This window comes from Pseudoalteromonas maricaloris (genome assembly GCF_024746855.1).
GTDB classification, from domain to species: Bacteria; Pseudomonadota; Gammaproteobacteria; order Enterobacterales; family Alteromonadaceae; genus Pseudoalteromonas; species Pseudoalteromonas maricaloris.
Genome location: NZ_CP024625.1, coordinates 2,807,610 through 2,832,444, shown reverse-complemented (window position 1 = coordinate 2,832,444; position 24,835 = coordinate 2,807,610). Strand labels below are relative to the sequence as shown.

General features: G+C 43.9%; 25 protein-coding genes and 7 tRNA genes. 22 read left to right on the top strand and 10 right to left on the bottom strand.

From position 1 onward, the window contains the following. Positions 1-101 precede the first annotated feature (101 nt). Genes CTT31_RS12470 through CTT31_RS12455 form a run of 4 tightly spaced genes read left to right on the top strand, consistent with a single transcriptional unit; the run spans position 102 to position 7,184 of the window. Positions 102-1,838, top strand: coding sequence for an autotransporter assembly complex protein TamA (locus CTT31_RS12470; protein ID WP_211858098.1), 1,737 nt, complete (start codon positions 102-104; stop codon positions 1,836-1,838). Further along, a complete protein-coding gene (tamB, locus tag CTT31_RS12465) occupies positions 1,838-5,497 on the top strand; it encodes an autotransporter assembly complex protein TamB (protein WP_260491362.1) in 3,660 nt (1,219 codons plus the stop codon). The genes CTT31_RS12470 and tamB overlap by 1 nt, the downstream gene beginning before the upstream one ends. Then, positions 5,494-6,315 (top strand): transporter substrate-binding domain-containing protein, encoded by an 822-nt coding sequence (locus CTT31_RS12460; protein ID WP_260491361.1) that lies wholly within the window; start codon positions 5,494-5,496, stop codon positions 6,313-6,315. The genes tamB and CTT31_RS12460 overlap by 4 nt, the downstream gene beginning before the upstream one ends. Before the next feature lie 2 nt (positions 6,316-6,317). Then, on the top strand, positions 6,318-7,184 hold the full coding sequence (locus CTT31_RS12455) for a peptidylprolyl isomerase (RefSeq protein ID WP_211858092.1): 867 nt from the start codon (positions 6,318-6,320) through the stop codon (positions 7,182-7,184). 259 nt (positions 7,185-7,443) lie between these two features. Here the strand turns inward: CTT31_RS12455 and queF are convergent, their stop codons facing one another. Further along, entirely contained in the window at positions 7,444-8,289 is an 846-nt protein-coding gene (gene queF / locus CTT31_RS12450) for an NADPH-dependent 7-cyano-7-deazaguanine reductase QueF (RefSeq protein WP_211858090.1), read from the bottom strand. Positions 8,290-8,416: 127 nt separating this feature from the next. Here queF and syd point away from each other — a divergent pair, with 127 nt between their 5' ends. Then, positions 8,417-8,968, top strand: a complete 552-nt coding sequence (gene syd, locus CTT31_RS12445; protein WP_211858088.1) for a SecY-interacting protein — start codon at positions 8,417-8,419, stop codon at positions 8,966-8,968. Positions 8,969-8,996: 28 nt separating this feature from the next. Here the strand turns inward: syd and CTT31_RS12440 are convergent, their stop codons facing one another. The 3 genes from CTT31_RS12440 to CTT31_RS12430 all read right to left on the bottom strand — a co-directional run bounded on the left by CTT31_RS12440 (position 8,997) and on the right by CTT31_RS12430 (position 10,329). Beyond that, on the bottom strand, positions 8,997-9,770 hold the full coding sequence (locus tag CTT31_RS12440; protein ID WP_039496912.1) for a Zn-ribbon-containing protein: 774 nt from the start codon (positions 9,768-9,770) through the stop codon (positions 8,997-8,999). Continuing rightward, positions 9,770-10,030, bottom strand: a complete 261-nt coding sequence (locus CTT31_RS12435; protein WP_010370912.1) for a hypothetical protein — start codon at positions 10,028-10,030, stop codon at positions 9,770-9,772. The genes CTT31_RS12440 and CTT31_RS12435 overlap by 1 nt, the downstream gene beginning before the upstream one ends. A gap of 71 nt (positions 10,031-10,101) precedes the next feature. Then, positions 10,102-10,329 carry a DUF2789 domain-containing protein gene (locus CTT31_RS12430; RefSeq protein WP_010370914.1) on the bottom strand — a complete coding sequence of 76 codons (228 nt, stop codon included), beginning with the start codon at positions 10,327-10,329 and terminating at the stop codon, positions 10,102-10,104. 276 nt (positions 10,330-10,605) lie between these two features. On the opposite strand from CTT31_RS12430, the gene CTT31_RS12425 reads away from it, so the two are divergent. Then, positions 10,606-11,238, top strand: a complete 633-nt coding sequence (locus CTT31_RS12425; protein WP_211858085.1) for a nucleotidyl transferase family protein — start codon at positions 10,606-10,608, stop codon at positions 11,236-11,238. Between the two features lie 912 nt (positions 11,239-12,150). After that, positions 12,151-12,498: a DUF805 domain-containing protein gene (locus tag CTT31_RS12420; RefSeq protein ID WP_039496917.1), complete on the top strand. Its 348-nt coding sequence runs from the start codon at positions 12,151-12,153 to the stop codon at positions 12,496-12,498. A 75-nt stretch (positions 12,499-12,573) separates the two neighbouring features. Here CTT31_RS12420 and CTT31_RS12415 read toward each other — a convergent pair whose 3' ends face one another. Both CTT31_RS12415 and CTT31_RS12410 read right to left on the bottom strand, forming a co-directional pair. Continuing rightward, positions 12,574-12,879: a DUF3301 domain-containing protein gene (locus CTT31_RS12415; RefSeq protein WP_039496919.1), complete on the bottom strand. Its 306-nt coding sequence runs from the start codon at positions 12,877-12,879 to the stop codon at positions 12,574-12,576. After that, positions 12,880-13,908: a DUF3549 family protein gene (locus CTT31_RS12410; protein ID WP_211858083.1), complete on the bottom strand. Its 1,029-nt coding sequence runs from the start codon at positions 13,906-13,908 to the stop codon at positions 12,880-12,882. A gap of 158 nt (positions 13,909-14,066) precedes the next feature. Here CTT31_RS12410 and CTT31_RS12405 point away from each other — a divergent pair, with 158 nt between their 5' ends. The 4 genes from CTT31_RS12405 to CTT31_RS12390 all read left to right on the top strand — a co-directional run bounded on the left by CTT31_RS12405 (position 14,067) and on the right by CTT31_RS12390 (position 15,966). Continuing rightward, a complete protein-coding gene (locus CTT31_RS12405; protein ID WP_211858081.1) occupies positions 14,067-14,384 on the top strand; it encodes a YqcC family protein in 318 nt (105 codons plus the stop codon). Continuing rightward, positions 14,384-15,118: a tRNA pseudouridine(65) synthase TruC gene (truC, locus tag CTT31_RS12400; protein ID WP_211858079.1), complete on the top strand. Its 735-nt coding sequence runs from the start codon at positions 14,384-14,386 to the stop codon at positions 15,116-15,118. Before CTT31_RS12405 ends, truC begins: the two co-directional genes overlap by 1 nt. Beyond that, positions 15,118-15,561 (top strand): flavodoxin, encoded by a 444-nt coding sequence (locus CTT31_RS12395; protein ID WP_211858077.1) that lies wholly within the window; start codon positions 15,118-15,120, stop codon positions 15,559-15,561. The genes truC and CTT31_RS12395 overlap by 1 nt, the downstream gene beginning before the upstream one ends. Before the next feature lie 204 nt (positions 15,562-15,765). Beyond that, a complete protein-coding gene (locus tag CTT31_RS12390) occupies positions 15,766-15,966 on the top strand; it encodes a hypothetical protein (RefSeq protein WP_039496929.1) in 201 nt (66 codons plus the stop codon). A 220-nt stretch (positions 15,967-16,186) separates the two neighbouring features. Here the strand turns inward: CTT31_RS12390 and CTT31_RS12385 are convergent, their stop codons facing one another. Both CTT31_RS12385 and gloB read right to left on the bottom strand, forming a co-directional pair. Then, positions 16,187-17,761, bottom strand: a complete 1,575-nt coding sequence (locus tag CTT31_RS12385) for a LysM peptidoglycan-binding domain-containing protein (protein WP_260491360.1) — start codon at positions 17,759-17,761, stop codon at positions 16,187-16,189. 227 nt (positions 17,762-17,988) lie between these two features. Continuing rightward, a complete protein-coding gene (gene gloB / locus CTT31_RS12380) occupies positions 17,989-18,756 on the bottom strand; it encodes a hydroxyacylglutathione hydrolase (RefSeq protein WP_211858072.1) in 768 nt (255 codons plus the stop codon). A 52-nt stretch (positions 18,757-18,808) separates the two neighbouring features. On the opposite strand from gloB, the gene CTT31_RS12375 reads away from it, so the two are divergent. Further along, positions 18,809-19,558, top strand: a complete 750-nt coding sequence (locus CTT31_RS12375; protein WP_211858070.1) for a class I SAM-dependent methyltransferase — start codon at positions 18,809-18,811, stop codon at positions 19,556-19,558. Between the two features lie 61 nt (positions 19,559-19,619). On the opposite strand, the gene rnhA is transcribed toward CTT31_RS12375, so the two are convergent. Further along, positions 19,620-20,090 (bottom strand): ribonuclease HI, encoded by a 471-nt coding sequence (rnhA, locus tag CTT31_RS12370; protein WP_260491359.1) that lies wholly within the window; start codon positions 20,088-20,090, stop codon positions 19,620-19,622. Positions 20,091-20,159: 69 nt separating this feature from the next. Here rnhA and dnaQ point away from each other — a divergent pair, with 69 nt between their 5' ends. The 9 genes from dnaQ to CTT31_RS12325 all read left to right on the top strand — a co-directional run bounded on the left by dnaQ (position 20,160) and on the right by CTT31_RS12325 (position 23,205). Next, positions 20,160-20,870 carry a DNA polymerase III subunit epsilon gene (gene dnaQ, locus CTT31_RS12365; protein WP_010370953.1) on the top strand — a complete coding sequence of 237 codons (711 nt, stop codon included), beginning with the start codon at positions 20,160-20,162 and terminating at the stop codon, positions 20,868-20,870. A gap of 102 nt (positions 20,871-20,972) precedes the next feature. Continuing rightward, positions 20,973-22,343 (top strand): TIGR03503 family protein, encoded by a 1,371-nt coding sequence (locus tag CTT31_RS12360; protein ID WP_211858065.1) that lies wholly within the window; start codon positions 20,973-20,975, stop codon positions 22,341-22,343. 110 nt (positions 22,344-22,453) lie between these two features. Next, positions 22,454-22,530, top strand: a tRNA-Asp gene (locus CTT31_RS12355). Between the two features lie 30 nt (positions 22,531-22,560). Further along, positions 22,561-22,637: transfer RNA gene (locus tag CTT31_RS12350), tRNA-Asp, on the top strand. Positions 22,638-22,669: 32 nt separating this feature from the next. Continuing rightward, positions 22,670-22,746: transfer RNA gene (locus CTT31_RS12345), tRNA-Asp, on the top strand. Between the two features lie 32 nt (positions 22,747-22,778). After that, positions 22,779-22,855 (top strand) — tRNA-Asp (locus tag CTT31_RS12340). A gap of 49 nt (positions 22,856-22,904) precedes the next feature. Further along, positions 22,905-22,981, top strand: a tRNA-Asp gene (locus CTT31_RS12335). A gap of 41 nt (positions 22,982-23,022) precedes the next feature. Beyond that, positions 23,023-23,099 (top strand) — tRNA-Asp (locus tag CTT31_RS12330). Positions 23,100-23,128: 29 nt separating this feature from the next. Beyond that, positions 23,129-23,205, top strand: a tRNA-Asp gene (locus tag CTT31_RS12325). A 417-nt stretch (positions 23,206-23,622) separates the two neighbouring features. Here CTT31_RS12325 and CTT31_RS23560 read toward each other — a convergent pair. After that, the gene (locus CTT31_RS23560; RefSeq protein ID WP_084204346.1) at positions 23,623-23,838 is read right to left on the bottom strand and encodes a hypothetical protein; all 216 of its coding nucleotides are present in this window, start codon (positions 23,836-23,838) and stop codon (positions 23,623-23,625) included. A gap of 309 nt (positions 23,839-24,147) precedes the next feature. Between CTT31_RS23560 and imuA the strand changes: the two genes are divergently transcribed. Further along, entirely contained in the window at positions 24,148-24,834 is a 687-nt protein-coding gene (gene imuA / locus CTT31_RS12320) for a translesion DNA synthesis-associated protein ImuA (protein WP_260491358.1), read from the top strand. Position 24,835: the final 1 nt, after the last annotated feature.

The window sequence follows — 24,835 nt, the reverse complement described above, 5'->3', positions numbered from 1 at the left end:
ATTGCACTTTCTCTGAAAAGTCGTTTTACAGTATCCATTTTCACAAGCACAATGGCGTTATCGATGCCCATAAGTCGCGATATTTAGGTCGTTTTATTTTAATGAAGCCGTATTTCTCTTGTTTAACACTAGCGCTTTTTTTGTGCTGCTTTTCCTCGTTTAACGCAGGTGCTGAGTCTCGTCCTGCATCAGTAACAATCTCCAACATTGAAGTCAAAGTCGAAAACGGCGATGTAGAAGACAACATCACTGGTTTTTTAAAATCTTACAAAGGTAAGCCAAAAGTCCCTCGGGTGATGAAAGAGGTGCGTGCGGACATACGTCGCGCTTTGCATGCTTTAGGTTATTATCATTTTGATATTCAACTCAGTGGAGAAGGGCAAAACGTCATAGCCGAAGTCAAACTTGAAGCACCTCTGAAATGGAAAGATATTAATATTGAGCTTGTGGGTGCGGGTAGGGACAATGCGGATTTAGTTTCGCTTATCAAAGATGTACCGATCCAAGTTGGCAAGCAAGTCAATCATAGTGATTATCAGGCAACGAAAAGTCGCTTTGAAAGCGAGCTACTAGAACTTGGATATTTTGATTATCAATGGCAAGAGTCCAAATTGCTTGTTCACAAAGCGAATCGCTATGCTGGCGTGCGACTGCTGCTCAACACTGGTAAACGTTATCAATTTGGTGACCTTGCTATTGAGGGAAACACCAAAGCGGCTAACTATATACGTTCGCTAAGCCCATTTTCGAAAGGGCAGCCGTTTGAAGCGAGCCTCTTGTCCGATTTTAATCTGTCTTTAAATGCCACTCCTTATTTTAGTGCGATAAAGGTTTATCCGCTGTTAAAGGACCGGACGAGCGATCAGATCCCAGTTCGGGTGAGTGTTGAAGACAAACCCGCAAATAGCTTTGAAGTGGGTGCTGGCTACAGTGATGATGTGGGGGCAAAAACCCGTTTTAAGTGGACTAAACCTTGGATCACCGAGGATGGTCATTCCTTTGAGTCCAATCTGAGGTTGTCGCAAAAGCAACAAGATATCACTGCCAGTTATACCATTCCCGTAGACAATCCTAACGACGATTTGTGGCGTGTGTTAGGCGGTTATAAGGTGCAGGATGAAGTAACGGAAGGGATCAACAGTCGGATTTGGAACGTACAGGTACAGCGACAATGGCTAACGGATGACGAGTGGGTGAGAACGGCGTTTTTGAAACGTGAACACGAAACTACGGAACAGCTAGGCGAAAAACAACGCACGGAAATGTTGATCCCAGGTATTAGCTACTTAAAGAAAGAAAGTAAAGGTGGCGCGTTACCTTATTGGGGGAACGAGCGCCTGATCTCCATTGAAGCTGCAGCAGATTCTGTACTATCGTCTGCAAATATGTTGAAAGTGAGATGGAACAATGAATGGCTAAGAAGCTTTGAAACCAAGCATTTATTTTTTGGTCGCTTAGACTTAGGGGCGATCGTGACAAAGGATATTGACCAAATTCCGTTTACCCACCGTTTCCTTGCTGGAGGAGATCAAAGCATCCGTGGTTTTGCCTATGAATCCATCGGTCCTCGCGATGACGAAGGGCGCATACTTGGCGGCAGATATTTAGCCACAGGCACAGTGGAATATAACTATCAATTCCACCCAAGTTGGCGAGCCGCTTTGTTTGTTGATGCAGGTACTGCAACGAACGATTTCTCGGACGCTTGGGAAGTTGGAGCTGGGTTTGGTTTTCGTTATTTAACCCCCGTTGGTCCAATCCGGCTCGATCATGCTTGGGGGCTGACCAAAGAAAGTAAAAGCACCCGTCTTAGTATTGTTATAGGACCTGAAATCTAATGCAGTTCAGAAGCTTAAGAATCAAAATCATTACTGCCATTATTAGCCTATTTTTACTGTTGGTTTGTTTATGTTTTACCTTGCCGGGGCAACAGTTGCTGGTTTGGGTAGCGAATAAAACGGTTTCAGGGTTAGCAATCGATGGCTTAGACAAGCGCTTATTATCTGGCGCCAATCTTACGTTGCGTTATCACAATGACGATATCGATATTCGCCTTAGAGACACCAAAGTCACTGTTGAGTGGTTGACCTGTGCCAGCGTTTGCATTGCGCTAGATGCAAAAGCGATAGCGATTGTACAAAAGCAGAAAAGTGTCAGCGAAGCGGAAACTACGGAAAGTGGCCAAGTTGAGTTACCACTGCCAATTGCAATAAAACGTGCGCAAGTTCAGCAATTTTCGTTGGAAACGCCGGATATTACTGTGCAATTGCAAGGCTTAGACACGCAGCTTTCAGGTTCTGGTTCACATTTTAATGTCCCTTTTTTGCTGTTAGACAGTGTGAAGTTGACCACAAAGGCAACCGATCAGCCCGTGTCTGCAAAATCGCCAGCACCACTTAATGCATTAGCGCCACTCCAACTACCTAAGATAGACCTGCCGCTAACCGCTGAGCTCGGCGAGTTAAAGATTAACAACCTCGCGATAGATGAGCAGACGCTTGAGAATATCAAGCTTTCTCATGCTGTAGTGGCTGAAAATGTGGACGTGGAGCAGGTTCAGCTTAACTATCAAGAATGGTTTATATCAGCAGCGGCAGAAGTCTTGCTTAACGACTGGACGATTGATCTTAGGTCAACCTTGAGTGCGCCACAGGGGTTAGCCAGTTTAACACTGGCGGGTCGCCCTCACGATCTTACGCTTACTTTGAATAGTGAGGGAATGGCGTTTGCAAAACTGCAAGCCCATGCGGATTTGACAGCGACAAACTGGCCTTTTGAGTTACAGGGTCAAATAGATAAATTAGTTATTCCTTCAGAGCCCACGACTTTAAAAGGTGCCACACTAGGCTTGAGCGGGGATGTCTCAAAATACCATTTGTCAGGCTCAATCGCTGTTAATACTGTGCAATTTGGTGATGTTACCGCGACACTTGAAGGGCAAGGTGGACTACAAGCGTTTACACTCGCTAAAGCAAAGCTTCAGCTAGAAAAGGCGCAAGCGCAAATAGCAGGACAAGTGAACTGGTCGCAAGGGGTGAAGGGTAAAGTGGACGGGGACTTTTCTCAGCTACCAGTCGATAGATTGCTAGGGCTAGTGCAATACGATGCTGGCCTGACGGAAAACGATATGCTGGCAGGGCAGTTCGCGCTTGATTTTGTGAGTCAAGGTGAGCAGTGGCAGGTTAATGTTGAGCGCTTTAAGCTCGATGGTAAAGTAGCTGGTGCCCCGCTTAATGCGGACGTTAAGGTCGTTGTGGATGAGAGCCTACTAGGTGAGTTTAGCCACGCACGCCTGAATTATGGCAAAAATAGCCTGACGGTAAGCGGTGAGCTTGGTCAGCAGTTAGATCTCGATATTGACTTTCAGTTTGAGCAAGCGGCAAATACGCTTATTCCAGCTGACTTAAAGGGCAGTGGTGAAATCTTTATTCAGGGCGACCACCTTAAGCCGAGGATTCAGACCGATATTAAGTTTGACTCGGTGCGCTACCAAAATATTGCACTACATGGCTTAACGACGAAAGGCACGGTTGATATTGCCAATGAAGTGACTGGGCAAATTAAACTGGCACTAGACCGTTTGATTGTTGACTCTGAAATGGTTGAAGACATTCGTTTAGCTATGAAAGGCAACCAGCAGCAACATAACGCGACATTGGATATTCGTGATAAACGAGTGGTTGCAAGCTTTGAAGTCAATGGCAAGATGCAACAGTCAACCTGGCAGGGAGAATTATCGTCTGGTGAGGTAACTTCTCAAGGGCAAACAATTGCATTGCAAAGTCCTGCCGCAATCGTGATCAGTGATGTCAGTCAGCGCATTGCAAAGCAGTGTTGGCAGATGGGTGATACCGATTTGTGTTTTGCAGCCGAGCAACAAGGCACACAAGGGCAGGCCGATGTTAAACTGGAGAAATTGGCACTGGCTAAACTACAAACTTGGTTGCCAGCAGAGCTCAAAATAACAGGTGAAACTCAGGCCGTGGCTAAACTTGCGTGGCAAAATGGCCAAGTAACGCGAGCCGATGGCGAGCTGAACATTGTTGATGCCGGCGTTACGACTCATGGGCAAACATTTTCAATTTCTGAATTTAAAGCGTTACTAAAAACCAATAACAAGCAAATCCACGCTGATTGGCGCATGACCTCCGATACCTTAGGTAAGTTCAGTGGTGATACACGCGTGCCGCTAGATAAACAATCCCCACAATTAGCTGGTAATGTAAAAATAGAGTCAATTGAGCTGGCTAAGTTGTCAGCGCTACTAAACCGAGTAACGGAACAAAGTTTTGACCTGCAAGGGGAAGTGTTAGGGGATATAAATATCTCAGGCAGCCTCGCAGCCCCTGAAGTGAACGGTAAACTAACCGCTCAGCGCTTATTTATGTCTTCGGACTCTTTGCCTGTGGAAATCGATAAAGGTCACATCAATCTTGATTTTAATACCACTTCCGCTCAACTAGAGGCTGAGTTAACTGCAGCAAAAGGCGGCAAGGTGGCACTCACTGGCGAAGCCTATTGGTCGCCCGAGCTCTCTGCTGAAATCAAAATAAAGGGCGAAAATATTTATGTGCAACCAGACTCACAGATTGAACTAACCGCAAGCCCGGATTTAACACTTGCCTATAAAGATAAGATTGCGCGAGTACTTGGAGAAATTGTGGTGCCGTTTGGCCGAGTAAACATTGAATCTCTGCCTGAGGGAGTCACCTCACCAAGCGATGATGAGGTCATTGTTGATGCCAAGGTGCAAAAGCAGATGTCGGTGCCAATTCAACATGAAATAGACTTAAAACTGACCGTTAAAGATAATTTTAGGGTGAAGGCGCTTGGGCTAGATAGCTTTGTTACCGGTGCAATCGAAATTGATAAGCAAGTTGAGTCGCCAATGTTAGCAACGGGTGAGTTGCAATTGCGAGAGGGGAAATACCGTGCATTTGGCCAAGACTTGTTGATCCGCACAGGACAAATTGGCTTCAATGGCGCATTAGATAAACCTTATTTGAACATTCGAGCTATTCGAAATCCAGCGACAACCGCCAATGATGTAATAGCGGGTGTTGAGCTCACGGGCAATATTGCTAAGCCGCGTTTGACTGTGTTTTCAGAGCCTGCAATGGACCAAGCCAAGGCGTTGTCATACCTACTTAACGGTCAGCCTTTAGGGGAATCAGAAACCTCTAACAATGCGCTACTTACACAGTTTTTACTCTCACAGGGAATTGACCGCAGTGAAGGATTCTTTAGTAAGGCGGGGGAATCGCTTGGACTTTCGGATGTTAACCTATCAGCAAAAGGCAGTGGTGACGATACACAAGTTGAGGTGTCAGGCTATATCACTCCCAATGTTCAGGTCAGTTATCGTGTTGGGGTATTTGAGTCTATTAATGAAATTGCGCTGCGTTATCGTGTTTTTTCGAAGTTTTATGTTGAAGCCACGAGCGGTTTGTACAACAGTATAGACTTCTTATACAAGTTTGATTGGGATGACAAATGAAACTGCTCTGGCTCGCTCTAGGTTTTGTGATATTTCCTCTCAAAGCACAAGAAACGACGGAAATTAGAATTAGCGCAGGTGCCGATCCGTACATTATAGAGTTGCTTACTTTAGCTCTGTCTTACCAGATAGAGTCAGCGAGGCTCGTATCAGTGAGAAGTATTCCTTCGCAAGACAGAGCGGTGCGCCTACTTGGAGAAAAAGGGGGACTGGATGTCAGTTGGTTAGTGACTAACTCACAGCGCGAAAAGGCCGCGAGCGCAATTCGCATTCCCCTAGTGAAAGGGATTTTGGGTTATCGCATTCCTTTAGTGCATAAACATAATCAAGCCTTACTGAGTGGAGTGCGCTACATTGGCGACTTGCGCCGAGTTACTTTTGGTTTACGCAGAGATTGGCCTGACCATCAGATTTTTGAGCGTAATGGCCTCAGTGTGACTTCTTTCTCACAAGAAGACAGTGGTTACGACATGCTGTTGAAAAAACGTTTTGATGTGCTACCAAGCGATTTAGTGAGTATTGAAGCTGCACTGAGTGACACGGACTTGGTCGCAGATCAGCACGTGGTGTTTTACTACCCTTCGGCGGTATACTTTTTTGTTTCTCACGACAACCCGTTGCTCCATAGCCAAATTGAAAAAGGACTCAAAAGCGCACTGCAAGATGGCCGATTTGAGGCGTTATTCTTAAAACACTTTTCCGCTCGTCTTGAAAAGCTAGATCTTAAAAACAAAACAGTCATAGAATTAGACAATCCAAACCTGCCACCCAGTGCGCCGTTGGAGGTGCCATTTTATTGGTATAAACAAGGAAAATAAGAATGAAAAAAACCTTACTACTTATTGCGCTTGCCATAAGTACATCCCCTGTCTTAGCAAAACCTTATACAAAGTCACCATCGGAAGTCGTTGCTGAGGCCAAAAGCAGCGACTGGCAGCAGTTGGACCCTGAAAATATTCTTAAAATAGAACTACAAACAGGGCCGGTCTATATCGCGCTTAACCCTGAACTTGCGCCCAATCATGTGGCAAATATTAAAGCGTTAGCGCGAGAAGGATTTTACACTAATTTGAGTATGTATCGGTTTGTGGAAAACTTTGTGGCCCAAGGCGGCGATATGTCGGACAAGAAAATGCCACAAAAAGGAAAAAAAGCGATTGCCGCCGAGTTTTTTCATCACACGGATTCAACCTTGAAGATCACGTCGCTAGATGCTGTGGACGGCTACGCGCCACGTACCGGGTTTTTAAATGGTTTTGCCGTAGGACAAAATGAAGCTGGAACCAAAACCTGGATGACACACTGCGTTGGTTCGTTTGCCATGGCTAGAACTAACGATACTAACAGTGGTGGTACTGAGTTTTACATCACGTTGACGCCGCAGCGATACCTAGACAAAAACACCACCGTATTTGGACAGTTGTTATCGGGAATGGAGCATGTTCAGCACCTAGATCGTAAACCTGTTGCTGGACAAGCGTTCAATGTTATCAAAGGCATTACGGTACTTGCTGATGTAAAAGGTGCGCCTTCGTTTAAAAGGCTAAAGACAAATACGCCGATTTTTGAGTCGCTAATTGCTGCGCGTAAAAATAGAGCGGGAGATTGGTTTGTTGATACGCCAAATCACACCGACATATGTTCGGTCCCCGTCCCAGTTGAAATGGAAGACGTGACAGGGGAATAAATAACCTGAGCTGCGGATAATTAATGCCTTTCTAGCAGCTAGTTTTAGCGCTAACTGCGTTGAATTCACTTCCAATAGCCAGCTATTGGTGCGTAAATTCGCCTTGTTTTCCCTAAAACTCTCTGGCTAGACAAGGAAGAAACTAAGTTTTGCTTTAGCAACAATGAGTTGGAACATTCCTTATCCAAACCTCAGGTTAAATAGCAATACTTAGATGTGATAAAAAGCCAAGCCATGTGAGAACATGGCTTTTTACGTTTTACTGTCGGTTAGTTCTTACCGTATACGGAGTTTGATCTTGTTCACTCGAACGATATGGGTTGATATCTAACCCGCCACGGCGAGTATAGCGCGCATAAACCGATAATTTTTCAGGGCTAAAGGTGCGCCAAAGCTCACAGTAAATACGCTCAACACATTGCTCATGGAACTCGTTGTGGTCACGGAATGAGATCAGGTACTTAAGCAGCGATTCTCGGTCGATTTGCTTACCACGGTAACTTATCACCACGCTTGCCCAGTCTGGCTGTGAGGTGATCAAGCAATTTGACTTGAGTAAGTGGCTGTGAAGCGTCTCGTCAACCACATCCTCAGAGGCAAGTTGTAGTAAGTCACTGTTTGGTGTGTAGCTATCAACTTCAATATCCAGCTCGTCGATACACTCACCAGGGAGGCGCGAGAAAGGAATACAATCGAATTCGTCTGCGCCAAATAATGTCACGCTAACTTGGCTATTTGATGCCGTGGAAAGATCCGCAGCTAGCGTTTGGCGTACGGTTTCCATCGTATCAAAGCGACTTTGGTTAAAGCTATTCAAGTAAAGTTTGAACGATTTCGACTCAATGATATGTGAGCTTTGGCAAGGAAACACAAAAGTGGCAACCGCAACTTGAGGTTTACCTTTGTTATTGAGCCAAGACAATTCGTAGCCTGTCCAGGTATCTTCACCTTTGAATGGTAAAGCGGACTCATCAACATTGATTTGGTCACGATTGAGTTTACGTGCAATGGGGTGCAGCAGGCTTGGAGTATAAACACTGGCGTATTCTGTGGTTTTACCAAGCACAGAAGATTGCAGCTCTGGCGAGTTACTGTAGTCTGTCATGTTAATTCAAATCTCGTTACAATGCGGTCATTATAACGAATGTTCACCTCGGGATTAATAGCAATTTGCTTAATTACACGAAACAAGTATTCAGCCCGCAGTGAGAAAAATAAAGAGAGCTTTATATATGACTCAGCCCGTAAATATGGCGCGCTTGCATCAAGCCTATGTAGATTATCATCAACAGACCTTTAAAAATTTACCGAGCACCGAGCACGATGAAAGTTGGCCGAGCCCATGTGAGCAGGGTGAGCCGAACAAGCTTAACGAGATAAAATGGCTAGCGGTAGAGCGCTCGCCAGCGGGACATTTAAATGATTTAGCCAGAGCGTTGGAAACGCAATTTCCTGACGGATTGAACGGACTGTATGGTGACTTCTTCGCTGGTAATATCGTGGCATTCATAGAGGGTAAGCAAATTGAGCTATTGCAAGTATGGAACGAAGATGACTTCGAGCGCTTGCAGCAAAATATCACCGGCCATATTTTAATGAAGCGCAGGCTCAAACAACCTGAAACCGTGTTTATTGGCTTAACAGAAGCAGATGACTTATTGGTGTCGGTCGATATCGCTACGGGTCAAGTTGGGTTAGAGTTTGTCGGTAAGAAGCAGCATCATGTTTTGGCTGATTCTATCGCAGAGTTTGTGGAAAAACTGACAGTCAACTACCCAATATAGCTAATTGATATAAAGGAGCTTGCGCTCCTTATTGAAAGTCCCACGAAATATTCGAGACCAATTGGCAAGTTTCGCAGCGAAAGTCGAAAAGGCCGAACCAAGGCTCTTCAAGTAACCAGTCTCCCTGGCAGCTTGGGCATTTTCTTGCTTTTTCTGCGGCGAGGTTTTCGCCGCCAACACGATACAGATAATAGTAAACCGGTTTTTTTGTGAGAAAGCGAATACGTTTGCTCAAATCCATGCCACGTCTAAACAAATCGCTACTCGTACTGGAAATTTCTTCCAATGCAGCAAATTCGCAGCGAGTCGCGCCATTGATCTGTATTTGATCGCAGGCTTGCCAATCTTCTTTCCATTTGATCAGTGCTTTATAATCACCGTTGGCAATAGCTGGGATTTTATATAAAGGCACTGGTAAAAAGTCGTCGCCACAATACAGTGGACTACAAGTGTGCACGTATGTGGTGTAGAGAATGTAGCTTGACGGTTCATGACAGGCATCAGCGCTGTTGGCATGTATATCTTGCCCAAAAACTTTGACCTTAGGTGCAAGCAAGCCTGATTGCTGTAGCTGGTCAATCGCAAACTTCACAAAAGGACTATGGTTTAATGGGTGCAAAGCGTCTTCTTCTGGACACATCACACGAGTAACGAAATAGCCATCTTTAAGTACAGTTGGAAATTCGTCACCAATGATTTGACCATTAAAGCGAAGCGCGTTGACCACACGGTTAATGGCCTGCTCGGCAGCATCTAAGGTGGTTTCCTCATAGCAATCAAAAGTTAAGTCGACAACAAACACTACGACTTCTCCAATAAGGCAATGAGCTTATCAAGCTTAGCTTCAATTCTATCTAATTGGCTTTGTGAACTTGCTTTGACGACCTCTTCAACCTCTTGAAAGTGATCAATACAGGTAGGGTCTTGTTTGTACGCAGCAATGCCTGAGATGACGTCTGGCATTGCGACGCTTTGAGTTAATTTGCTTTTTGTTAGCGCGACGGTTGGAGTCTTTCCACTATCGACTAATTTTTTGATAGCTCTGGCAACAGCAGGGTGCATAGAGGTTCCTAAACGCCTAAATCATAGGAGTGGATCATAGCACCAAGTTACGCAAGGAGCGATTGCTTTAGCTATCTTAACATCGCATCTAGTTCGTCAATGATTTCACTCCAATCGGCGTCCTCTTTCAGTGATTCTTCAATAAAGTGACGCTGTCCTTCATTCCAAAATGGTGCTTGGCTTAACAGCATATCGTCAGGAAGGCGGTGTTGTTTGACAAACCCTTCAATCGCCTTGGGATTGTTGTCGAGTCCAAGTTGGGCAAATAAAGTACTCATAGTGTGGCGACTAGTATCCATTTCGTTCTCCCTCGTTTGCTTGAATTTTACTCACTAACTATAGTAAAGGTGGTTGTAAAACCTTTAGCAAGTCATCATCGATAAAAACCATAATGACTAATGCGATGATAAATATACCTGTCCACGACTGAATAAATTGTGACTTGTATCAATATCTATCACAAGCGAGTAGCCGTACATTATTAAAGTACACAGAAAAAATTCTGAGGTTTTGATATTAAGTAGTATTTCGGCATGATTATCAGAAGCTTGGGGCAATAACAATAAGGAACCGTGATGTCAGTAGAAACTTCTCAACATGAATTAATAGTTAGATATTTAAATCCAGAAGATATCAATGTAGCCGCGAGTGTGTTGTATCAGGCTTACCACGATGATCCGCTACTCAAACAGGTATTGGAGGCAAAACAAGAAGCAATTTTTGAAAAAAAACTCAGAGCCTTAATACGAGAAGAGTTGTCGGCATTTGGCCAAACGGGTCAGCCTATGGTGGGGTTATATCATCAAGATAGATTGGTCGCGGTAGCATGCGTTATTGCAAATGGCGATGAATTGGACGCAAATCGGCAATGGCATTGGCGATTACGACTCATGATGAGTGCGGGATATTTGCAAACGCAGCAGCTTATCGATAAAGAAAAGTCGATTAGACAAGCGTTGCAAACGCAAGAGCCGTGTCACTTTTTATCCCTAATTGCCGTTGACCCACATGTTCAAGGGCTTGGCTATGGTCACTATTTACTCACCGCGCTGGATGATTTAATTGCACAAAGTGAAGAAACGAAAGGGATGGCAGTATTTATTACTAAGCCAGAACACGCGCAGTTTTTTTCGGGTCACGGTTATCAAGTTTTACAAAAGATGGCGTTTAGCTCAGTAGAAGGCACATTGTTATTTAAGAGCAAATAGCAACAATGGAAATTACCCTGTGAGATATCTCCTACGAGAATGTGGGTTAAGGCGCTTTGTAGTACCGAATTTGTAGTGTTATTTTTGCTTATCTTGTTGTTTTTAAATGAATTGTTTTACTTTTCTTTTAAATGACAGCAAAAAGATTGTTCCTAGCTATCTAACAAAAATGCTCAATCCCCGTAAACTTAACAATGTAAGGAAACACAAGAGCAGGAGCTCAGCGTCAAAGGATAAGGAATTTGACAACAAGAGAAGGATGTATTGCATAAGGCAAGGAAGAGCAGGAACTCGAGGAAGCGAGTGTGAAGCGGAGCTTCACTAGGGATAAGGAGACACATGGAGTGTCAAGGAGCGCGGGAAGCGTAGTGGAGCAAGGAAGAGTAAATAGGGATGAGCAAGGCTCTAGGATGAAGGAGCGCAATCTGGATGGTTGCGAAGTGGATGGGTTACACTGGACGTAACAATGTATAGGGAGCACATAGGGAATATGTGAAGCGGAGCCAAGATGGCGTAGGAGTGCGGGAAGCGAAGTGGAGGCCAAGGGGGCTAAAATGGAGATGCACTGGAAGTGCTAATGGATGACACAAGGATGAGAGCCGGGTAAGTCGGAGTACATACCCGTTCAGGGGAAGAAGAATTGGCGGATTGCTTTTGGGTTGTAAAGCAGAGGGATTGGATACCTCTTGGGATAATCGTCAGGATTGAGGCGCAGCAGATAGGCTAGCGCCTTAGTTTTTTGTGGCGTGTGTAAATTTGATATTTATTTTCCTATTAACTTAGTTGAAGCTTTCAAAACTTTCCGCTTGCAGTTTCATTATTACCTTTCGATCTCATTGCTAGATTATTCCACTCTCATTTTAGTCTTATTTTTTAGTGCACGATGTTGGCGCAATAGCTAAGGAAAAAGAAATGGAATGGTATCTAACAGTATTAAAAAGATATTCCGATTTTAGTGGACGTTCAAGACGCAAAGAATATTGGATGTTTATCTTGATAAATGCGTTGATAGGCTTTGCAATTGGGATTGTCGACGGGCTTTTTGGAACCCTGTTTTTGACAGGTATCTATTATTTGACGGTTTTAGTACCGACGGTTGCCGTATCTATTCGTCGTCTTCACGATACTGGCCGCTCGGGCTGGTGGCTGCTAGTGAGCTTCGTGCCTATTGTCGGTTTATTAGTGATGATATATTTTACCACTATGGATAGTGAGGTTGGTGAAAACGACTACGGACCAAGCGTTAAAGGATATGTTTAAAATAGTCGTACTATAAATTCAGAGTAGGCACTTGTATTCATATGAATTTAAGTGCCTACTTTCGCACTCACCGAATTAACTTGCGATTTTATAGGCGGGCAATTCTTTTTTGACTAATCGTTCATTTTCTAAGTAAAGCTTACCTTGATAGGCTGACTCGCCATCTGAACTAAACTCAAACATAAATTGGCTTTTTATTCCAAGTTTACCGTCTTTTAATACCCCAAAGCGGCGCTTAATACAGGCAACACTTAACAGTTGCACTTGCAAACTTTCAGCTTGATGCTGTGCATGCCTATTTGCCGCTTCTGCGATCTGGCGGCTATACCAAAATAGCGCGATAACAGATGAAACGATGATAAAAAGCCAAAGCGTTGTCATTTAAGAAAATAACCTTCCAATTGCACGAGACAGAGTTTCACTGCGATTTTCTGCTCTAATAATCCCTAAAACATGTGGGCGTAACATAGGTATTGCAACTAAGTCTGCGAAAATACTGCTGAAAAGTCCATCGATTTGATTATTCTCAGCGGCTTTTTCCATATAGGTAAAGAGCCTTTGCTGGTCGGTTAGTGTCTCCCAAGCTCGCCCGGCAATCGTGAGTAAGCAATCTGCATCTGATCCCAACTCGGATGCTAAAATGGCGTCTACGGCATGTGCGATGAGACCAAGCGCGTGACTTCCCGACATTGCACGTAAATTAGTGACGACGGCGTCCTTATCTTGCTGTTGGCATGCATGGGTTAAAGCGGCTAAAAAGTCTTCGGTTTGAGATGTTGAGATGGTAACGTGTTCAAGCATTGCGGCTAATGGTGTCTTAACTTCTGCTGGCAAAACAGACCAGGCCAGTTGCAGGTTGCTCGCGTTATGACCGTGGTCTAGACGTAGGGCAAAGTCAGCAATACCTTGTAGTGCTATTTCTTGCCAGCGCTCGAACCCAAGCTTGCCCGAAAAGTAGAGTTCGGCGTGCTCGTAATATTGAGAAGCCGGACGATTAAGCTCACGCTTTAATAGCGCATTGAACGCAGCGAGTTTGTTCGCATTTGGCGTGAAGACATAAGGGTTGTTATCAAGTTTCCCTTGAGCAGCTTCACCCGTGAGTTGTGTACCTAATGCCTCGAGTACCATGGAGGCAAAGTGATCACGGCTGGCGATAATGAGCTTGCTTTGCTCATCCAGTGGAAATTTTAAAAACCAAACATAAGGATCAACTGTCGCCTCATTATCCCAAAATTGAATTGCCATGATGGCATGACCACCAAGCGGATAAGGATAAGGGACTTGAGTATTCTCGATTTGCGCAAACTGCTTCTTATCTATTTTTGTGATACGTCGACCCAGATCATAGACTCGCCACTGCGTACCGGCGTTTGTTAGTAATTCACCTAAAGTTGAAATTTGCGCTGTCATGAATGCTCTATATGTTACTTATATTTTCAATAGCGGCAATTATAGCTACTTTTGGGTGCGCTGATAAGCCTATGAAAAAGGTGCACTTGAGAGAATTGGCTAGCTCCTAAATAATGCAAATTGCTATAATGTAAAAAATTGAGAAAGAGACGGAACCGATGAACTCGGAATTATTGATTCAGTTAGACGAACTAGAGGCTTGTTTAAAAGCAACGGGTCTTTGGCAAGACGAGCCACTTTCGGCTAAGGCACTTACCTCAACAGAGCCATTTTGTTGCGATACGATGACCTTCGCGCAGTGGTTGCAATTTGTATTCTTGGGCAAAATGCGAGCAATGGTAGAAAGTGGTGAAGCATTACCGGAAAATATGGCGATTGCGCCAATGGCTGAAATGGTGCTGAGTGAACACCTTTATTTTAATGCGGTGCATCAGTGCTTAAAAAACCTTGATAATACAATTGCAAAGAGCGCGTAATGCTTGAGATCTTATATCAAGATGCGCATTATGTAGCGATAAATAAGCCGTCAGGGTTATTGGTTCATCGCTCATTTTTGGATAAGCGAGAAACACAATTTGCGATGCAAATGCTGCGTGATCAACTTGGTCAACATGTTTTCCCAGTTCACCGTTTAGATAGACCAACATCAGGCGTGCTGCTGTTTGCGCTAAGCTCTGAGGCCGCACGAGACATGAATGAAGTCTTTATTAGCGGTAATATTCAAAAACGCTATTTAGCGCTTGTTCGCGGATTTGCTCCTGAATCTAGATTCGTCGACAGACCACTCAAAGAAGAACTTGATAAAATTGCTGATAAGTTTGCCTGTCAGGATAAAGCTCCGCAGGAAGCGCAAACACAGATAAATTGTTTATTGCAGGGTAGCTTGCCAATTCATTTTGGTAAGTATCCAAGTATCCGCTACTCGTTGGTGGAGTGCTTTCCTAAAACGGGTAGAAAACACCAAATCAGGCGCCATCTCAACTATTTAGCACATCCGATTATTGGTGATGTCAATCACGGTGATAACAAACACAACCACTTTTTTGTCGATCATTTTGGCTTACGTCGATTGATGTTATTTGCAACTAAATTGGAATTTGTACATCCTTATACCAACACGACGATTTCAATTACCGCGGATTTGGGGGAGGAAGCACTGGCTGTCTTCGCTCAGCTCGGCTGGTCAGACAACGAGAAGGATTATAAATAATGGCAAAAGTTTCCATTTTTGTGGGAAGTATGTACGGCAATGCTGAAAACTTGGCAAACGACAGTGCTGAGTTTTTGAACAAATCGGGTCATGAGGCAAGTGTTATTGAACCAGCTTCCATCGCTGATGTAGCGCAAGCTGAAAACATCTTATTTATTTCTTCTACCACCGGCTCTGGTGATATTCCCGATAACTTGTTGCCTTTATTTTTGCAAATGCAAAGCGAATTTCCGATGCTAACGGGCAAGAAAGTAGCGGTCATCGCATTGGGGGATTCTAGTTATGGTGATACCTATTGTGGTGCTGGAAAGCAAATTGATGCCCTGATTGAAGAGTTGAACGCCACTCGAGCACAACCGCGCTTAGACATCGATGCATGTGAATATTTTGAGCCTTGGGAGCCTGCTGAGCCTTGGCTTCAAGCATTGGCAAAAAACCTTTAGGTTTTATCTTCTGTTCAGCATTACCTTTCAATTTACGCGGCTTAATAGGTCGCGTTACCTGCTTAAATAGCAAACTCATCGGCATAGTCATAGTAACCAAAAAACATAAATATTTACATTCCGGTTACGTTGTGTGACATTAGTCTTGGTTGTATGAAAATTGACCAATATTATAAAGTTCAAAATAATGAAAAGGAAAAAATAATGATTAAACCGATTCTATTTGCTGTATCTGCTATTTTTGCCACCGCGATGTCGTCTAATGCTACCGCATTCGAAGAAATTTACCTTGAATGTTACAAAAATGGTGAGTTGTTATGGGCTGACTCTTTTACTGATTATCGAGACGCGGATAACGCATCGAGAATTTGCAGGAGAATTGGTGGTACGCCAATAATGTATTAACGATATCAGTTCTTTATGAAATTTCCTTTAATTAGTACTGAAGTCTAACCAAATTTTTGGGTTTAAATCAGCTGTAAGCGACGTTGAAACACTGTGTATTTAAACGATAGTACTGTCGTAATTTTTAAGGAAAAGTGAGTAAAAAGTGCTGCTTTAATATGTAAAAACCCAATATCATCACTGATATTGGGTTTTTATTTTTAAACTTTATTTCTTAGCGCTAAACACGTTTAGTCTGAACTTTCAGTTTTAACTTCTGACCAGGCTGCAGGTACTTCTGTCCAGTCAGGTTGTTCCATTTGACTATTTCATTCACGCTAACGTTAAATTTAGTGGCGATACGTGCTAGTGAATCGCCTTTACGCACTTTATATGTGATTGTGCGCTCGGTGTTGACGAGGACGGTTTGAGTCGCTGCCTTTTCAGCTTTAAAGACGGTAAGCTTTTGTCCAAGGCGCAAAACGGCGTTGGTTTTTAACTTATTCCAGCTAGCTAATTGCTTAACCGTCACATCGTATTCGCGGCTGATATCCCACAATGTATCACCTGATTTTACTGTGTGGTTGAGCTTTTTCTTAGTTACTTTGTTGGCGTCAAGGCGCACTTCTGGTGGTAAGTGTTCACTTTGCAATTCGCCATCACTGAGTGGTACCAGTAACTTCTGACCAACACGGATCATATTGCCATCAATACTATTGAGTGAGCGAATAGCACCTACGCTGGTATTAAACTTTGTCGCAACGACCGACAGGCTATCTCCTTTTTGCACCGTATAATATTGCCAACGAAGCCTATCTTTTACTTCAGTTTTAGCTAATTTCTCTTGAAAAGCGTCAACCTTTTCCATGGGTAATAATAACTGGTGTGGACCATCTGGATCGGTGGCCCAACGGTTAAATCCTGGATTTAGGCGATAGAGTTCAGTTAAGGATATATCAGCCATTTCAGCGGCAAGCGCTAAATCAATTTGTGACCCTACTTCAACGGTATCAACAACTTGGGCATTGATGATAGGCTGCCACGCGACCCTAAACTCATCTGATCGTTTTAAGAGGTCGGATAAGGCAAGTAATTTAGGCACATACGCGGTGGTTTCGCGAGGTAAATCGAGAGACCAAAAATCGGTAGGCAAATGCTTTTTACGATTTTTGCGGATTGCATTGAGCAACCTGCCTTCACCTGAGTTGTAAGCTGCAATTGCGTTTAACCAATCGCCTTCCAGGGTTTTATGGAGATAGGTGAGATAATCAAGTGCCGCTTGCGTTGAAGCGATAATATCGCGACGACCGTCATACCACCAATTTTGTTTAAGGTTAAAGCGTTCACCGGTTTGTGGCATAAACTGCCAAATACCGGAAGCGGTACGGTGTGAATAGCCAAATGGATCGAATGCACTTTCCACGATAGGTAACAATGCGATTTCAACAGGCATATTGCGCTTCTCTACTTCTTCAACAATATAGTAGAGGTAAGGCTCTGCACGTTTTGCGATACGGTCTAAATAGGCTTGGTGACGTTGATAGTAATTACGTTCGGCGACAACCGGTCTATTTTGTGGTACTTCGATAGATAACTGATAACGGATCCGCTCCCATACGTCATCAAATACAGGCACAGCATCTTCATCTTCGTCTTGCCATGAGGTACTGAGTGTTTGAGAGATATCATAAGGGCTCGCGTGATCTAAGTTGGCCTGTTTCACTTGTTCAGTTGCAGTTTCCAATGGTGTTTCTTGCGTGATTTCACAACCACTTAATATTGCTGATGATGCAACAATAAAGGCGAGCTTTTTCATAAATGCGTTCTTTTGCTTGGGGGTTCGGACAAAAACTCGGCAATATTACCGAGTTTGTATCAGCATTTAAAGCTTCTTTATTATTTTATTTCGACTTCCTAAAAATCGTTAGATATGCTTATCTTTGGCTGTGTCGCAAAGAAAATGGATAATTTATTCAATACTTCCCATGCAAGTACGGCAAAAAAGCGTCATTTTTGCGTTACATTAGGTCACTATTGAATATTTTAGAAGTTATCCTTCCATTTTCTCAGTGCACTAAAGCGAGCTTCTGGTGTATTTTCTGGCGCGATAAATTGCGTTGGTACTTGGGTGAGAATGGCTTCATTTGCGGCTCGCACAAACGGATTGATTGCTTTTTGTTGCTCAATAGTTGTAGGTACTGTGCGCTCGTTATTGGCACGTAATGATTTTGCTTGTTGGTGATACTGGGTTAGTGCTTGGTTGGTGGGCTCTACAGCCTCAGCAAAAGCAAGATTCGCGAGCGTGTACTCGTGTGTGCAATACACTTTACATGTGTCAGGTAGGGTGAGTAGCTTTTCAAAGGAGCGCCACATTTGACTTGGTGTTCCCTCAAAAAGCCTGCCGCAGCCTGCATTGAATAAGGTATCCCCCGTAAAAGCCAGCTCATCATTTACATAACAGATATGGTCTAACGTGTGTCCTGGGGTGGCGATAATGTTCAGCGTGGTATCAAAAAGTGTGATCTTATCGTGTTCACTAAGGCCATGAGTAATGCCTTTATATTTACCATTTTTAGGCCCGTAGACTGTTAAGCTAGGAAAATGTAATAAAAGCGGGGCAATGCCATCAGTATGATCCCAATGGTGATGGGTAACTAATATGCCTTGGAGTGTTAAATCAAATTTGGCGAGGTAATCTAAAACAGGTTGTTCGTCACCTGGGTCAACTACCCAACAGTTTGAACTTAGAGGGTCTTTTATCACCCAGATATAATTGTCATCAAATGCTTTGATTGCATCGACTTGCACCATAACGCAATGCTCTATAAAGTGATTAATAACACCAGTATAACGAGCTTAGTAAATGAAACCAGCGTTAAGTTTTTTACAAGGACCCAAACCCGATGAGTGGCAAGACTTTCCTCACGGTGAATATTTAAAAGTGGGGATCCAAAAACGACTGGATGAATGGCTACCAAGAATGTTTGGTTACCACATGCTAAAACTCGGCTGTTTGAGCGGTCAAATGAATACCTCTGCCAGCCCGATTAAGCATCAAGTTTGTGTTGCCCCACAAGGTAAACATGTCGGGGTATTTGCTGAAATTGACGAGCTACCTTTTTACGAAAGCTCAGTCGATGCTTGTATTTTAAGCCAGTGTTTAGAATATCATTCTGATCCGCATCATATTCTACGCGAAGCCCATCGCACACTTATTCCCGGTGGTTATATTGTGATCTCAGGTTTTAATCCCTTTAGTTTATGTGGTGTGGCGCAAATGCTTCCCTTTAGTAAAGAAAAACTACCTTGGTCAGGGCGCTTCTTTACTCCATCGCGGGTGAAGGATTGGCTAGATTTACTCGGGTTTGAGATTGTTGGTGACGAGCGCTTTATCTATGCGTCTTTAGCGCGAGGCTCGAGGCTTTCTCGTTTTGCGCCATGGCGCCGCTTTTGTCGTCATTACTTAAAGCCGATGGGAAGCGTGTATATGTTGGTGGCAAGAAAGCGGGTGATGCCGCTCACTCCAATCAAACCCAAGTGGCATGTAAAGCCTAAGTGGACACCCGCTGTTAAAGGGGCTGGACTCAGGCAAACCTGTCAAGATAAAGATTAGCTTTGTGACTTAAGGTAACCATTGATGGAGTAGGTACAGGAACGCTGTTCCTAGAGGCGTATTAAATACTGGCTTCGTAACCTTCATCTACAAGTAGATTTGAACCTGAAGCCGCTTCACGCGCTAAGTCATCAACAAGCTCATTGTATTTATTTCCAGCGTGGCCTTTTACCCAGCGCCATTGGATCGTATGTCGGCTGGTGGCAGCGTCCAGTCTTTGCCATAAATCGACATTTTTTACCGGTTGTTTGGCTGCGGTTTTCCAATTGCGCTTTTTCCAATTTTCAAGCCAAGACTCAATGCCTTGTTTAACATATTGGCTGTCGGTATACAGAATAATATCGCAGGGACGCTTTAATGTTTCGAGTGCAACAATGGCTGCAAGCATTTCCATTCTGTTATTGGTTGTGAGTTTATACCCTGCACTCATTTCTTTTTCATGTCCTTGATAGGAGAGGTAAACACCATAACCACCTGGACCTGGATTGCCTAAACACGAGCCATCGGTATAAATCTCTACGGTTTTTTGCACTGAATTGCCTATTTTTATGTAAAATGTGCGAATAGGGCAAAATAATAGCAAAGTTAAGCGGGCAACGATATGCACACACGGCAAATAGTACTGGATACAGAAACCACAGGTATTGATCCTAAAGCAGGGCACAGGATTATTGAAATTGGTTGTGTTGAGCTGGTCAATCGCAGACTAACGGGGAATAACTTCCACGTATATATTAACCCTCAGCGCGACATTGAAGAAGAAGCCATTGATGTTCATGGTATCACCAACGAATTTTTACGTGATAAACCTTTTTTCCATCAAATTGCGCAAGAGTTTTTTGACTACATTAAAGGAGCTGAGCTTGTCATTCATAACGCGCCGTTCGACGTCGGCTTTATGGACCATGAGTTTGCTAAGTTAAACCAAGGCTTTCCGGCGACCCATGACTATTGCCAAGTGCTAGATACTTTGGTGATGGCAAGGGATCTTCATCCGGGCCAGAAGAACAGCCTAGATGCGCTTTGCCGTCGCTACGATATCGATAACTCAAAGCGTACGCTGCACGGCGCTTTACTGGATTCTGAGATCCTTGCTGATGTTTACCTGTCGATGACGGGAGGCCAAAAAAAGCTGAATTTGGCGAATCAAAATAAAGGTGATCAGGCTAACTCAGCCGGTGGCATTATTCGTTTAGACAGTAATCGTCCTGCACTTAAAGTTTTACGTGCTTCTGCCGATGAAGAACAAGCACATACAGAACGTTTAGAGCTTGTAAACAAAGCTTGTGGACAAAGTCTGTGGCAGCAATAATGAATATAATCGGTATCGTTGGGGTGGAATAGACGCTTAACTAGGGGCTTTATCCCAAAAAAAGATCACTCAGGCCATCAACGCAATGTGTAGGGTTAATGCATGAATCTAAAACAGCTTATCTTGGGGTTTGTACTGCTAGTAAGTACGGTTGTTGGCGCTCAAACACCACAGATAACGATGTTGCAGCGGGACGGTAAGGTAAATGAAATCCCTCTTTTAGATAACCGTTTTCGCATTGATTATAATATTGAAGAGATCACTTTACTGTTTTTTCGCGCTCCTGGCGCTCCCGCCGTGGTACTTGTGAAGCCTGATGGTAGTAAATATTATGCGACCAGTTCGCTGGATAATGATGCACTGCAATGGTACGACGAAGTCAGTTATGACTTGATCATTCTAAAGAACCCAACGCCAGGCCCTTGGCAAGTCATCGGACAGATCCAAAAAAATAGCCGCATAATGGTGCTTGGTGACATTGAGCTCGAAGTTGAAGCTTTGCCCCCGCTATTATTCCGTGGTGAAGTGTTGAAGGTAACAGGGCGCGTGACTAATGATGGCAAACAGATAGATGTGGGTTACTTCCGGGATGTTGTGACTTTGTATGTGGAGTTCTCTAGTACCAATAACGATGAATATGCCAACTTTGGTGCAGGTACGCAAAGCGTGACCGACTTTAAAGATGATGGCCGAGAGTTTGATGAAAGACCCTTGGATGGAATTTTTACTGGTGAGTTTAAATTAAACTTTCCAGCGGGAGAGTGGCAGCCTGAATTCTTCATTGAAACGCCCATTCTAAAAAGGAGAGTGATCAAATCACCTATTGTTATCGCTGAGCCGCCATTCAACTTTGAATTGATGCTAGCGGGTGAAAACGAGCTTGAACATGGCCTTACTATTACGATAGACGACACGGTTGTGAAACCTGAGACCATATTGCTACAGGGCAAAATTTTCTACCCTAATGGTGAAGAGCAGATGTTTACCTTAGATGCAGAAGAGCGGCTTTATCGTCAGCTGCCAATCAAGAATTATGATTGGGGGCGTTATAGTGTAGAAATCTCCGCATTTGGTGAAAATATCAATGGCCGTGAGTTTATGGCAACGCTGCCAAATTACAATTTTGAAATTGAAAGACCCATTGAAAAAGTGCCTGAATTGGAAGCCGCTGCGTTACCAGCAGTGAAACAACCTGAGCCAGAACCAGAGCCGACAATAAGCACAGCGCTATTAGTCAGTATTATTGTTGCTGGTAACTTAGTTGTATTATTGCTCGGTTGGTTAGCCATTCGTATTCTGGTGCAAAAAAAGCCAATTAGACTAAAAGTACCAATGCCAAAGAATCCATTTAAGAAAACCGAAGAAGTCATTGATCTTGATGATTTAGGACCATCTGAAAATAACGCAGCAGGGAATGGTTCAAAAAATGACAAATCAGGTGATATTTTGAACCTTTCAATGAAAGATAACTAAAAAACACGGTTTTTTTTCAAAAAACGGTTGACTCATGAGGGGGTCATTCGTATTATTCACGCCGCTGTCAGGGAGCACACCTTACAGCAAACACTGCAAGAATATGACGCGGAGTGGTAGTTCAGTTGGTTAGAATACCGGCCTGTCACGCCGGGGGTCGCGGGTTCGAGTCCCGTCCACTCCGCCAAATTTCTTCGTAGTATCAATAAGTCGCGCTGGAGTGGTAGTTCAGTTGGTTAGAATACCGGCCTGTCACGCCGGGGGTCGCGGGTTCGAGTCCCGTCCACTCCGCCAATACTTATTACAAACGTGCATTTGCTTCTTATGGAGTGGTAGTTCAGTTGGTTAGAATACCGGCCTGTCACGCCGGGGGTCGCGGGTTCGAGTCCCGTCCACTCCGCCAACACTTCGAAGCAAAAAATGCGAATACTCAGTGGAGTGGTAGTTCAGTTGGTTAGAATACCGGCCTGTCACGCCGGGGGTCGCGGGTTCGAGTCCCGTCCACTCCGCCAATGTATCGCATAACTATATTCAAGCTTTATGACAGCTTGTTTACTCGCTGGAGTGGTAGTTCAGTTGGTTAGAATACCGGCCTGTCACGCCGGGGGTCGCGGGTTCGAGTCCCGTCCACTCCGCCAACACTAAAACGAGTAAAATAATGTCATTAAGATATCTCTGCGGAGTGGTAGTTCAGTTGGTTAGAATACCGGCCTGTCACGCCGGGGGTCGCGGGTTCGAGTCCCGTCCACTCCGCCATTTAAGATATCTTGCAAATCTATCACTGCGGAGTGGTAGTTCAGTTGGTTAGAATACCGGCCTGTCACGCCGGGGGTCGCGGGTTCGAGTCCCGTCCACTCCGCCAGTTTGCATTTTCTTCTAAGCAAGCTTCCTTTACAAAAATCAAAATACCAAAAAGCTCATTTACCGTTAGTCTTCCCTTTGTCATCACTATCAAGTAAGTTATTTTTCAACATCAGCTTATAATAATGTCGTTATAACTTTGCCAGTTGCAGCGAAGTGGTAGTTCAGTTGGTTAGCTGTTGACTAAGAGAAAGCGGTCTGTTGCGGCGGTTCGACGCTTCGATTCGAGTCCCGACTACTGGGCCAGTTTTCATTTTCTCTTCTTAGCAGTCTTCCTTTTGTCATCACAATCAAGTCACTTATTTTTCAGCATAAGCTTATAATAATGTCGTCATAACTTTGCCCGTTGCAGCAAAGTGGTAGTTCAGTTGGTTAGCTGTTACCTAAGTGGGTAGCATTCTGCTAGGTCAAAAGACGGTTATCTACGCGCCACACTCATTGTTTTACGTCTCAGTTCTTGTCGCCTTTTATACAAATAGACTAGGGCCTGTTGACCTTTGCTGTTTGATTTTTGTTCTTCTGAGTGTGTTTTGGTCGCGACGCTCGACTTGCCGCCTAGTAATCTAGGCAAAAGTTGAGCAACAATGAACAAAGCGCACTCAGATGAACCCAAAGGGCAGCGCTTGATTAGCATTTCTTCTGTGTTGCCCCACAAGGATGTGGGGTAAGGTGACTTTGCAGGAGCACAAAGTCTTTATCGCCAGACTTACATAGAATGACTATGCTACGCTGGCTCTGTCTTGTATAAATACCAATCAAACTGCTGCAAAACAAACTTGAAAGATCAACAGGCCCTAGTTGTAGACCTCATTTCTCCTAAGCAAAACACGATTAACTTAAAGCGCAAACTATGGTTATTTTTAACTCGCCTCTTTTCTAGCGATCTACTTGCGATCTGCCTTTATTTAAATATACTGTATATATAAACAGTGTCTGGTGATATATGGCGAATTATATAGATCTTCTTGAACGTAAAAACCTGCTTTGGCGTGGACGTGGACAGGCCTTGCAGCATGATGTCGTCAGTACTCGCTTTGCTGCACTTGATGATTTACTGTGCGGTGGTTGGCCGCAACAAGGTGTGATTGGTGTTAAAACTGCAATGGGAATAGGAGAGTTAAGGTTGATATTGCCCCATTTTGTGGATGATAACCGTTTGAAGGTATTAATTAATCCTCCAGGGCAAATACATGCCGCGGCATTGCATTATTTATCGTTAGATCTGAGTGAATTTATGATATTGCAGCCACCAAGTGAAAAAGAAGCACTGTGGGCTGCGGAACAATGTGTAAAAAGTGGTGCGTGTAGTGCGCTTGTACTTTGGCACGAAGCGCTTTCTATTGCTGCTGTAAAGCGTTTGCAGTTAGGTGCACAGGCGGGAGATTGTAGGTTATTTGCTTTGTACCAAGCGCAGTACGCCCAGACTTTACCATTTACACTTTCAGTGGTTTTACAAGCACAGCACAGCGGCTTGGATGTGATAGTAAAGAAGCACAAGGGGCACTTTGCACATCGCAGTCTTAAACTAGAGAATCCCCACTATTGGCCAGAGCTTGAAAAGCCGAATCTACCTCATGTTAGCGATAATATAGTTGCATTTTCGGGCTATGAGCGGCGTTTAACGAGCTAGT